At 73.1% G+C, this 12,108-nt stretch carries 6 protein-coding genes; 2 read left to right on the top strand and 4 right to left on the bottom strand.

Annotation, left to right across the window (positions count from 1 at the left end; all coding sequences use genetic code 11):
* Together FPZ41_RS47550 and FPZ41_RS39775 are read left to right on the top strand one after the other, a co-directional pair.
* A partial coding sequence (locus tag FPZ41_RS47550) for an NACHT domain-containing protein (RefSeq protein WP_194236384.1) occupies nucleotides 1-2,912 on the top strand: 2,912 nt, incomplete at its 5' end.
* Between the two features lie 142 nt (nucleotides 2,913-3,054).
* The gene (locus FPZ41_RS39775) at nucleotides 3,055-4,410 is read left to right on the top strand and encodes a hypothetical protein (protein WP_152868869.1); all 1,356 of its coding nucleotides are present in this window, start codon (nucleotides 3,055-3,057) and stop codon (nucleotides 4,408-4,410) included.
* Between the two features lie 7 nt (nucleotides 4,411-4,417).
* On the opposite strand, the gene FPZ41_RS39770 is transcribed toward FPZ41_RS39775, so the two are convergent.
* The 4 genes from FPZ41_RS39770 to FPZ41_RS39755 form a co-directional block, all read right to left on the bottom strand.
* Nucleotides 4,418-5,317, bottom strand: a complete 900-nt coding sequence (locus FPZ41_RS39770) for a peptidoglycan-binding protein (protein ID WP_152868867.1) — start codon at nucleotides 5,315-5,317, stop codon at nucleotides 4,418-4,420.
* 2 nt (nucleotides 5,318-5,319) lie between these two features.
* Nucleotides 5,320-6,879, bottom strand: coding sequence for a DUF6519 domain-containing protein (locus FPZ41_RS39765; protein ID WP_152868865.1), 1,560 nt, complete (start codon nucleotides 6,877-6,879; stop codon nucleotides 5,320-5,322).
* Between the two features lie 103 nt (nucleotides 6,880-6,982).
* A complete protein-coding gene (locus FPZ41_RS39760; RefSeq protein WP_152868863.1) occupies nucleotides 6,983-9,181 on the bottom strand; it encodes a hypothetical protein in 2,199 nt (732 codons plus the stop codon).
* Nucleotides 9,181-12,108 (bottom strand): putative baseplate assembly protein (locus FPZ41_RS39755; protein WP_152868861.1); only part of this gene is annotated, 2,928 nt, incomplete at its 5' end. The genes FPZ41_RS39760 and FPZ41_RS39755, both read right to left, overlap by 1 nt.

Raw genomic sequence — 12,108 nt, 5'->3', positions numbered from 1 at the left:
CCTGGGGGTACGGGCGGATGGGGCCGCCGGAGCGGCAGCAGGGCCGGACCGATTCCGGTGAGGGCACGGGGCACCCGGGCAAGCCCAGCCCCCGCATCAGATCGCCGAAGCTGCTGGGCGGCGCGGCACGTAGGTGGCACCTGAGGCGCCACCGTCCGTTGCTGCCGCCCGAGTTGCTCGCCGCCGCTCCCGCGCCCGACGAGGTACGCGACCGAGGCGGCCTCACCTACCGCGCCGCCGAGCCCGGCGAACTCGCTCGTGTCTATACCCAGCAGCGGCTCGGGACCACCGCCGACCGGGACGCCGAGGCCCCGGCCGGGCACCTGCGGGTCACCGGGCAGCCGGTTTCCGTGGAGCGTCTCCTCACCGATCCGACCGTCCGCCACATCGTCGTCACCGGCGAGCCGGGCGTCGGCAAGTCCAGTCTGCTGGAATACGTGGAGGACACCGCCTGGCAGTGGTGGCGGACGGCGACGCGGGCGGGCGGGCCGGACGGAGCGCCGTTCGGGCCGCTGCTCCCCTTGCGGATCGCCGCGCGCGAACTGGTCGGGCACGACTCGATCGCGTCGGCCGTGAGACCAGAGGTGCGAGCTCTGCTGGACGCGGGCCCGCCGGTCCCCGGCGCCCGGGTGCTGGTGCTGGTGGACGCGCTCGACGAGGTGACCGGGCCCGAGGACTGGCGGCAGGTGATGGCGGTCCTGCTCGCCACAGCCCGGCAGGGCGCCGGCGGGACCGGCATGGAACGCCGACTGATGCTGTCCGCGCGCAGCCTGCACGACAGCGCCTGGCGCGGCCTGGTCGGCGCCGGGGCCACGGAGTTCCGGCTGCAGACGTTCACCGTCGAGCAGTTGCGCCGATTCGTGATGGCACATCAGACAGGCGGTGGAGAACGGCTGTTGGATCCGGGGATCCACGAACGGGCGGCAGCACGGGCGGAGGAGTTCCTGGCCTATGTGCGGGGCAACGGCATGCTCGACCTGGTACGGCTCCCCCTGCTCGCGCATCTCGCGGTCGGCCAGTACTTCGACCCGGCCGGCGAGCGGCGCGTGCAGGCCCGCAGGGTCGACCTGTACGCCCGCGCCGTGGCGGAGTTCCTCGGCCGCTTCCCGCAGCGGCAGAGCCCGTACGAACCGTACGTGCGGGACCGCGTCGAGGAGTTGCTCGGCCGGCTACGGGAGCGGCACGCCCGGGAGGCACCGCGGCACGCCGCGGTCACCGCCGCCCTGCGGGGCTTCCTCGGTGACCTGGCCGACACCTATCTGCGGCACGGCACACGGGTGGTCGATACGGCCGCGGAGCTGCTGGCCGACCCGGCCGACGGGGACCCGTACCGGCACCGGGCGGTGACCGCGCTGCTCGAAGCGACCGGACTGATCGTCGACGTCCATACGGCACATCCCCGTTTCCTGCACCGCACGTTCGCCGAGTACCTGGCCGCGGAACACCTCCGGGACCGCTACGGTACCGATCCCGTCACCTGGGGCGACGCCCTCTCCGACGCCGACACCCGCATCGCCACGCTGTTCGCCTTCGACCGGCATCCGGCCGACGTGCAGCGCGGGATCGCAAGCCGGCTGGCCGCCGATCCCGAACGGGTCGAACAGGCCGCGACGTTGCTGGCGGAGGGCATGTGCGACGACGAGACGCGCGGCCGGGTCCTGGATCTGCTGTGGCGGCACCCCGACGAGCGGGAGGAGGAGACGCCCCCGGTCGTCCGGAACTGGCAGCAGACCCACACCGCGCTCGCTCATCTGCCGCAACAACAGCGCCGGCTGCACGACATGGCGACCGACCCCGGATCGGTGCCCGTCGACCGGATCAACGCCGCGGCGGCGCTCGCCGGTCACGACCCGCGCGGCACGGACCTGCTGCGCGCCTTCGCCCACGACGGCTCGTACCCGCTGGATCTGCGGATCGCCGCAGCCTGGTACCTGGCTCACGTCGACCGGGAGTCGGGCACGGAGTTGCTCACCCGCTTCGCGGACGACGCCCCCTCCCGCCACTGCGCCCTGGCCGCCGCCCGGCTCGCCGACCACGACACCTCCGCGGGTACGTCCCGGCTGCGTGCCCTGGCCGCGGACCCGCGCTGCCCCGACCTGGCGAAGGTCGACGCGGCCATCGGGCTGTGCGCCCACGACCGTACGGCCGGCACCGACTGGCTGCGGCGGTTCGCCGCCGACCGGCGCTTCTTCGCGGACTGCCGGGTGTACGCGGCCGACGCGCTCGCCCGCGCGGCCGAGGACGGCGACCAGACCCGGACCGAGGCGACCCTGCTCCTCGAACGCATCGCCCGCGACGAACGGGTCGACGCCGGCTACCGCGTCGAAGCGGCGCACCGGCTCGCCCGTTACCGGGCCGATGCGGGCACGCTCATCCTGCGCGACTTCGCCGACGGCGCCCTGCCCGGCCGGTACACCTGCGACGCCGCGGTACTCCTCGCGCAGCACGACCGCGCGGCAGGCATCCGCACGCTGGGCGCGATCGCCCGTGCCGTCGGCCAGGAGCCCCAGCACCGGCTGCGCGCGGCGCTTGAGCTCGCCCACTACGAACCGACAGATGGCGAGGCCCAGTTGGCCGTTCTGGCCGGAGAGCCCGGCTGGGACGAGGGCCCGCGCATCCGGGCGGCAGCGCTCCTCGCCGGGCGCAACCGGGAGGCGGGGCTGCCCCTCCTGCGGTCGTACGCAACCGAGTTGACGAACGAGGCCCGCGTGGTCGCCGCGCACGCCCTGACGGAGGTGGACCGGGAGGAGGGACTGAGACTGCTGCGGGAACTGGCCGAGTCACCGGACGCGGGGCGTTCCGTACAGGTGCGTGCGGCCAACGCGATGGGCGACTTCGACCCTCGGCTGAAAGAGGCGACGCTGCGTCAGCTCGGGGTGGACATCAAACCCGGCGGCTGGTTCTCCCTCTGACCAGCCGCTGGTGCGGTACGTGACACCTGCGACAGAATGTGTCCCGATGGTGACCAACGGTGGATGGTCACCAACGGGGAGGCGGCACACGGTGATCCCACGCATCAGCGGCGGTTCGGATCCGGTCGGACTGGCGCGCAGAATGGCGCGCAAGAGAGACTGGCGCGGCCTTTGGTGGCTGGTCCTCGCTCAGCCTCTGCCCCAGGCTGCGGGCGCGGCGGCTCATCTGAACCTGCGCAAATGGACACCGCCGTCGGATGCCGACGCCCGCCTGGCCGAGATCCTTACCGGTGTGGCCCCCAAGGAGGCGGTTCGGCTCGGCGCCCAGCTGTTCGAGCGTACGACCAGCAGGCTCCCCGACTCATTGGGATTCGCGAGCCCGGTGGGCTTCTCCGTACGCCACCCGGTCGTGGCGCTCGACACGCGGGGCCGCGACATGCACACCTCGCGGGTCGTCACCGTCGACCGGACGGGCGTGCGGTCGACCCTGTACGAAGGGCCGGCCCAGCACTGGTCGCTGTGCGCGATCGACAGCGAAACGGTCGTGGCCCGCCGGGAGTTCGACAGCGGGGGGTACCGGGGCGACACGGAGATCGTCGAGTACACACCCGGCCGGGAGGCCGTACTCGCCAATGGGGGCGGCCTGCTGGACGCGGTGGTGGAGGCGACCGCTACGGGCTTCGTGGTCGGTACGAAGATGAACGGCATCGCGTTCGCGGTCGCCGACGGCGAGCAGGAGCAACTCAACCTGCGGGAGTTCGGCTTCCGGCGCGCCGATCTGTTCGCCGTCGATGCCACCGGCACGCGGATCGCCTTCGCGGATGACACCCGGATCCTGGTCACCGACAGCAGGCTGCAGCCGCTGCACGACATCGTGGTGGAGTCCCTGCGGCACGGCCAGATCAACGCGATCACCTTCACCGAGGACTCCATCGTCACGGCCGGCTACGACAAGGGCCTGTACCGCTGGCAGATCATCGGCGGCCGTATCCGCGGCCTGCACGACGGCTGGCACTCCTCGCCCCGTACGTTCTTCCGGCTCAACCCGGTGGCCCCGTGGAACCTCCTGGTGGCGGAAGGGGGCAACGTCAACTACCACTACGACATCGCCACCCTCGAACGCCGCGACGCTCCGGACTTCCTGGTTCAGGCGGGGCCGGACGACAAGGATGACGACCTGAGCGCCCCACGCGCCATCGGGAAGTTCGCGTCGTCGCCGTACGGCCGGCTGGCCGTGTACGAGGGCGGGCTCGCGCTGCCCACGAGGGCCTCGGCGACGGACTTCCACTCGACCGTCGTCCAGGATCTGGAGCACCCGCTCACCCTGCTGATGAAACCGGTCTCCACCCTCACCACCGCCGACGCGGACCGGGTCCGCCCGCATCTGGACGCGCCTCCCGGCACGCAGGACACGTACGCCCTCACCGCCACCGAGCGGGCAGTGCTGGCGGCGGCGATCGAGGCGTGCGCGTGGGCGCCGAAAGTGACCGGCGGCTGATGTTTGGTCAGCTCCCTGACCTGGGCACCTTCAGCTTGTCCCAGCTGAACTTGCCCGGGATGCCGTCGGCGTCCTTGCCCTTGAAGCCGAGCTTTTGCTGCCAGGCCGCGTAGGAGCGGCGGTCGGCCTCGGTCCACTCGGGGCTCGGGCCCTGTTCGTAGCGGCTGCAGCCCTCGGCGACCAGGCGGCGGCCCATGGCCGTGATGACCGGGGACTTCTGGCCGACGTGGAAGAAGCCGCTGCCGGGGAACGGCTCGTACGACGGCTTGGGCGCGGGCTTGGGGTCGGCGGGCTTGGGCTTCGTCCCGCCGCCCTTGCCGTCCAGCCGGTCGGCTATGCGACCGCGCATGCTGTCCATCGTGAAGCCGCGCGGGTCGACCTTGCCGGGCTGCCACTCCTTGTGGCCGATGACGGAGCGCTCGGTCCAGCCGTGGTGGCGGCAGATCGCGGCGGCGACCTTCTCGATGGCTTCCTTCTGCGCCTCGGGCCAGGGGTCCTTGCCGTCGCCGAGGTTGATGCACTCGAAGCCGTAGAAGTGCCGGTTGCCGTCGGTGTCGGCCTCGTTGTCGGGCGGCAGCTTCGTCTCGTTGATCACGGCGCGCAGGACGTCGCTGTCGCCGGAGCCCGCGTGGTTGGCGCGTCCGTTGCCGACGAGGTGGATCTCGCCCTTCTTGTCGATGACGCCGTGGCAGAGGGGGCCGGGCAGGCTGGAGTAGCCGTTGTAGCAGATGTTCACGGAGTTCTGGGTGCCGGAGGTGACGGTGTGGTGGATCATCACGCCGTTGACCGGCCCCCAGGGGCCCTTGGAGTTGCGGTTGTGGGTGCGCCAGCTGCGCACCTCGTGGACCGTCAGGCCCTCCGCACGCAGGATCTCCACCAGCTTCGACGCGCTCAGGGGGTTGGCCATGGTTACCGGTCTCCTTCCGCGGAGGCCTCCGCCTCCCCTGTGGTCTGTGACCGCCCGCCGGAGGGATCGGCCTCCGCGGCCCGCTCCTCCAGGCCGGCCTGCTCCTCGGCCGCGAGTGCGGCGTCGTCCGCGGCCGGGACGCTGCTCGCCAGCGATGCGAAGGCGTAGCGCAGGTCGACGGGGCTGCCCTCGCCCTTGATCAGGGCCAGCGGGGCGAAGTGGCGGGCGATGCCGGCCGGGCCCTGGAGCAGGGGGCGGCGTGCCGGGTCCGCCGGCCATTCGACGCTGCCGGTGGCGGTGCGGGCGGGGACGATCCAGTGGTCACCGGTGCGGTACGTGCCGCCCTTGGCGAAGTACACCTCGACGCCGTCCTCCAGGGGCAGCCACTCGCCCTCCGTGACGGGCACGGCCCCGCCGCGCAGGGAGGTCGTACGGCCCTTGCGCTTCGGGCCCGCGTGGTGGTCCCAGCGGCGCAGGTACGGCTGGAGGTGGGGCAGCCGGCCGACGCTCTGCTCCGGCTCGGCGGACAGGCGGACGCGGCGGCCCGGCAGGTCCAGTTCCTCGACCCGCAGCAGCGGCAGGGACTCGAGGCGGGAGGCGTACGCGGTGTCGGTGAGCTCCACGTGGTCGCCGACGTCCAGGTCCAGCTTGTCGTCGTGGCCGAGGGAGGCCAACTGCACCCAGGTGCCGTCGAGTTCGTCGACCGGGAAGACGACCGAACCGTTCTCGCGGGACCACTTGAAGGTGGCGTCCTTCGCCCCGCCGCCGGCGTGCACCTCGACCCGGTACAGCTGGTTCTCCGGACCGCGGTAGCGGGCGTCGGGCTTGACCAGGCAGGGGTCCTCGTCGGCGTGGCCGGGCCGCTCGCTGCGGGCGGCGAGCCGGGCCGAGGGGGCCGCCTGGCGCGCGGCCCACTTGTCGAAGGCGGCGCGGACGACCTCCTTGGCCGGGTCGGTCTCCTCTATCTCCAGGGCGGCGAGGGACAGCGCCAGCACCTGCCAGACGACCTTCACACGGGCCGCGGTGTCCGGCATCGCCGCGCCGAGCGCGACCTCGCGCAGCGCCGGGTCCTCGGCCGCGGTGACCGAGCGCTCCCACACGCCCAGGTAGACCAGGAACGGCGACTGGGCGGGCGAGGGCAGCCGGTCGCCGGGCTTCTCCGGGTCGCGGTAGCCGTCGGGCTGGTCCCAGTAGGTCCAGTACGCGGGCGGCTGCGCGGCCGCCGGTTCGTCCTGGTCCTCGGCACCCTCGTCGGGTACGGGCGTGCCGGGCGCCGGGCGGTAGGCGTCGCAGAGGATGCCGTCGACGTAGTAGCGGCCGCCGTGGATGTACAGGGTGTCGATGTCGTGCTTGCCGCCCACGTACTCGATGCGGAAGCCGCACGCCTCGCGCGGTCCGCCGTGCCGGCCGATCAGGTCCGCGGCAAACGTGCGGGCCTGGTACAGCTGGATCGCGGTCTGCTCGTTGGTGTCGGCGTCGAGCTGGACGCGGCCCTGTTGGGCGACGACCGCCGAGTAGTGGCGTTCCGGGCGGAACGTGAGGCGGGAGAGGTCAGCGTGCATGGAAGGGGTCCCCCTGGTTGAGGATGTGCGATTCAGGAGTCGTCGTCGGGTACGGCTCGGGCGGCCGGGCGGGTTCACCCGCGGCGCGGGAGCGCGGGGTGGCTCATGTCACGAAGAAGATCCCGGCGTCCGTGCCCGCGGGCGTGTACTCCGTGAGCCGTGCCCGCAGGCCGTCCTCGCGCTGGGGCCGGTACAGGTCGTGGAAGGCGCCCATCTCGGCGCCGTCGTCCGAGCCGCGCCGGATCTCCTCGGGGCACCCGTCGGCCAGCTGGGCGTACCAGGGCGTCCCGTAGCGTTCGGAGGCGAACAGCGGCCGTACGCGGGAGGCCCCCGCGGGCCCGGCCAGGTCGGGCTGGCAGCGGTACCTGCGGGGCGTACGGGACCCGGCGGGGACGTACGAGTGGCGCAGACAGCCGATGCCGCGCCGGGCCACATGGAGCCTGCCGGTGAGGACGGAGTTCTCGGCGATCTTCACGGCGTGGGTGTGGACCTCGCCGATGACCGTGGTGCGGTGCAGGTGGAGCACGGCGTGGGCGTGGCGGCAGTCCGGAGCGGAGAGGGCCTCGCGGTCGTGGCCGGTGGCGTCGAGGACGCTGTCGCGGAGGTGGATGTCGAGGGGGTCCTCGCTCACCTCGTCACCGATGACCTCGATGGTGCCGAGGATGCTGTGCTCGATCTGGAGGCACGCGGTGGTGCGTTCCAGGACGATGCTGGGTTCCTCGGGCGAGTGCGGATCGCACTCGGGTTCCAGGGACCAGCCGGGCACGAGTGTGCTGTGGCGGACGACGACGGCACCCATCGGGCCGGTGACGTTGATGCCTCGTCCCGCCACGAGGAGCCCGTCGAGCACGATGCGAGGCCGTCTCTGCGGGGCGCAGTCCTCCGACACCGCGCGGATGTTGAGGGCGTCCGGGCGGTTGCTGTACCAGTCGAGCAGGCGGATGACGGGGCGCGTTCCCTCGGCGGCCCGCAGTTCCAGGCGGTCGCCGGGGTCGAGGTCGAAGTCCAACTGCTCCTGGTAGGCGCCGCTGTGGGTGATCTCGATGATGCCCTCGGGGCCGGTCCGGTCGGCGCGGCGGTCGTGCTGCCAGGCCCGGTAGGCGTCCATGATCTGACGGAACGGCTGTCCCGGGCCGACACGGTAGAAGGCCGCGTCCGGCCGGGGGACGCGGTCGTCGCGCGCGTACTCGCCGCCGCCCATGTCGGCGGCGAACGCGTAGTGGTAGTCCACCCACACGCCCTGCCGGGGCGCGGACCGGGAGCCGAAGGCGATCCGCCCGAGCTCCGGGTCGACGGCGACCTGGCCGCGCTTCGGCCGGTAGCGCCAGTCGGAGAGGTCGGCGACGACGATGTCCGAGGGCGGTACGGGCTTGTCCTCGCCGTCGCGGCGGATGACGAGGCTCTTGCCGGGGCCGTAGTAGTCGGCGAGGCGGTCGTGGAGCAGGCGGCGGGTGACGAACGCCGGGACGTTGTCGACCGTGGCCAGGTGCGTGGGCGACGGCTCCGGGACCGGCTTGGTGACCAGCGGGGTGTCGTTGCCGAGGATCGAGAAGGTGTAGAGGTTGCGGGCGCGGTCGATGCAGTACGCCGGGGAGGATGTGAGGGAGTACGCCTTGAGCCGCCACACGAAGAGCCCGACTCCGGCCGGGGTCCAACCACCTTGCGTACGACTGGAGTCGGCGCGGCGGACGTCGGCCGTGCGCGCCGCGGTGTCGAACGGCCCGCCCGCGAGGGCGAGCGCGGAGCCGTCGCGGAGGTCGACGAGACGGCCGCGGTCCCCGCGATGGGCTTGTGCTTGGGTTCCTCCGGTGCCGTACAGCTTCACCGGCTGGGTGTGGGCCACGTGCCGGGACAGCTCGACGGCGCGTGCGGGCCAGCCGGTGACCCGGTCGGAGATCTCCTCCAGGAGGTGGAGGGTGCCCTTGCGGCGGCGGCCCGCGACGGTGGCGGCCACGTCGGCGCGTGGGGCGACGGCCTCGGCGAGTTCGGCGCGGCCGCCGGTGTGCAGGCCCGTGGTGAGAACGCGTTCGTAACCAGGCAGGGTGCGGTAACCGACGAGGTCGCCGAGGTAGGGCAGCACCCAGGGGGCCGCGGTCTCCACGAAGAGGTCCTCGTAGCCCTGGGCGACGCCGTCGCGGACGCGGTCGATCTGCTCGGCGACGACGGCGAGCAGGGCGCGCAGCGGTTCGCCCTCCTCGGCGTCGCGCAGCAGGTGCCAGCGGGGCAGGAGTTCGGCGAGACCGTCGGGTTCCCGGGACGCCGCCGGGGGTGCCGCCGTCTCGTACTGGGCGTCCGGGGACATCACTTGACCTCCGTCAGAATCAGGGTGTCCGCGGCCTTCGGCGACAGCAGCGCGAGCTGGGCCGGGCGGATGCCGCGGAAGACGAACACCGACCGGCCCTTCGCCAGGCGCCGGGTGTCGGTGATGTCGGGGTTGAGGCGCAGGAGTTCGGCGAGCGGGACGCCGTACCGGGCGCTGATCGAGGAGAGCGTCTCGCCGTCCTCGGCACGGACGGTGTGGGTCTTCTCGTCGTACGTCGCCGGGTGCGCCGGGACCGTCGGCCTCGGGGGGCCGGGGCGGGTGAGCAGCGCGGTGAGCTCGTCGGGCGTGGCGGACGCGGGGACGCCGGTGAAGACGTCGACGTCCACGTAGTCGACGCCGGGCACGGTGTGGGCCGTGGCGAGGACGTCGGAGAGGCGGGCCGGCCGGCCCAGCTCCCGGCCCTCGTAGCCGAGCCGACGGAGGAGGGCCTGACGCAGCCGCGGTTCGACGGTCTCCCAGGCGTGGTCCGGGGCCACCTTGACCTTGGCGGCGACGAGCAACAGGACCAGCTCGCGCACGTCCACGCGAACGGGGAGGTTGGTGTCGCCGTACTCGGTGAGGGCGCCACGGAGGGCGCGGAGGGTGTCCGAGTCGTCGGCGATGGGCACGTCGTCCGTCCCGGCGACCGTCACATGCAGCACGCGCCGCCGTCCGTCGAAGAGTTCGCGTGCGGCGGCACGGCCGATGCCGGCGCGGGAGCGGGCGAAGTCCTCGTAGTCGGCGGCGGACACGAGCCGGTCCAGGGCGGACACGGCGAGCGGGATCGTACGGCGGGTCAGGCCGGGGCCGTCCGCGTCCGCGCCGCCCGTGGCCGGGCGGGGGTTGGTGACCTGGCTGACGCCGAGGGGCCGGGTGAGTGGCTGGGTGATGCGGTCGGCGGCGACGTTGGCCGCCTTGCCGGTGCCGAAGCGGTACCGGGCGCGGACGTTCTCGTGGCCGGTGGGCAGGCGGGCGCCGTGGATGCCGTCGCCGAAGGTGACGGTGGTGCGCCCGTCGGCGGTGGAGCCGGTGATGTGGACGCGCTCGCGCGGGCCGCGTCCCGCGAGGCTGTCGACCTCGTGCCAGAGCACGCCGTCGACCCGGATCTCCAGCACGGGTGTGGCGCCGAGCGGGTTGTCGTCGGCGAGCCAGGTGAGCGGGGACTGCCAGAGCGCGAACGTCTGGTTCGTCCGGTCCGAGTCGCCGCTGCCGATCGCCTCCTCCCGGCCCTCGCCGTGGGTGGCGTCGACGACGTTGCCGAGGATGCGGACGGTCTCGCGGCGGTAGCGGTGGGCCAGGTCGGCGGTCAGGGTCAGCCGGGTGTGGGCGTGGTCGCCGGGGAGCCGGGGGTCGACGGCCGGATCGGCGGTGGCGATCGTCACGACCTCGGTGGCCGTCACTCCGGCCACCGAGGGGATGTCGCTGCGCTCACCACCGATGATCAGGGTGCGCCCGGGCCGCAACCCGTCGTACAGCTCGGCGAGTTCGATCTCGTTGCCGTGCACGTCCTCGCCGAGCGGCTCGTCCGCCAGACGGAGGGGCTCGCCCGCCGCGTGCACGGTGGTGTCGCGGATGTGCGACAGCAGGACGTCGAACTCGTCCAGCCAGGGGTCGGCGAGGACGATTTCGGTGCCGCGGCCGGTGATGCCGTAGTTGGAGTACGCGGCGGTACGGGCGGCCACGACCTGGGTGGTGACGGAAGCGAGCTTCTTGTCGCCGGGGATGCCGTGGTCGGCGCCCTTGGCGGGGCGCCGGATCGCGACCCAGCTGCCGACGGTGATGCCCGAGTGCACCGTGTCGAGCTGGAGCACGCGGCGGTTGACGGGGTCGCGCTTGCTCGCGAGGACGATCTCGACGTTGGGCTCGGTGGTGCCCGTCGTGTACCGGAGGCTGATCTCCTCCTCGCCGAGGTGGAGCGGCTTGGTGTCGCCCGGACGCAGGGTGACCGGAGCCGCGTCGCCGACGGCCACGTGGACGAGGCCTTCGTCGTCGGGCCGCGACACGAACAGGTCGTAGTCGGGGAGTCCCGAGCGGAGGTGGGCGGTGACCCCGGGCTCCTGGGAGTCGGTGGGGCGGCGGTTCAGCCAGTTCAGATCGCGGTCCTGGGCGGTCCGCGTGATCAGTTCGACCTCACCCGTCCCGAGGCGGAAGAGGACCGGCTGCGCCACGGGCAGGTTCTCGGCGCGCTGGTCGGAGCTGCTGCCCTCGACGTACTGGAACTCAGCCCGGACCGGAACCTTGCCCGCCGTGTCGAACACGACGCGCATACTGACGAGGACGGCGCCCGTGAGCGGCCAGTCCGCGGTGCGGATGACCCGTCCCCGGTCGTCCTGGACCGGCTTGAGCGGGGCGGTGGCGCCGAAGGGGGCGGCCGTGACGCGCATCGCGAGCAGTTCGCGCAGCAACTGCGGGGTGCCGGGCGCCGCGGCCGTGCGCCAGGCCGGGTAGAGGCCGCTCAGGCCGGGGTTGAGGGCCGAGAGCAGCCGGGCGGTGTCCGTACCGGGGAGCTGGGCGCGGGTGCCGCCGCGAGGAGCGGGGGCGGAGGCGCGCAGGGCGGGGAGGACGTTGCCCAGGGCCTGGAGGGCGGCTTCGCGGGGGGCGAGGGCGGCTGCTGCGGCTCTGGTCTCCGGTTGCGAGGGCTCCTCGGTGTCCTCCGGGTCCTCGGGCTGGGCCGGTGCCAGCTCCAGGGCGCGTTCGGCGAGTTCCGCGAGCACGGCCTCCAACTGCTCGAACCATGCCGCCACGTCCTCGTACGGTGTGGCCAGCACCTGCGCCTCGCCGAGGCGGGCGACGGGCTCGGCGAGACGGGCCGCGAGCCGCTCGGGGGACATGACGGTGTCCAGGTCCGCGCGCAGCGGGGCGAGGACCTGGTCCTCGAAGTCCTCGATCAGCTTGCTGACCGGGCGCGGGTTGGGGACCTCCGGGGT

It is taken from the genome of Streptomyces acidicola (genome assembly GCF_009377235.1).
In the GTDB taxonomy this organism is placed as follows: domain Bacteria; phylum Actinomycetota; class Actinomycetes; order Streptomycetales; family Streptomycetaceae; genus Streptomyces; species Streptomyces acidicola.
Note: the sequence above shows the minus strand (reverse complement) of the source record. Positions and strands in the feature narration are given on the sequence as shown.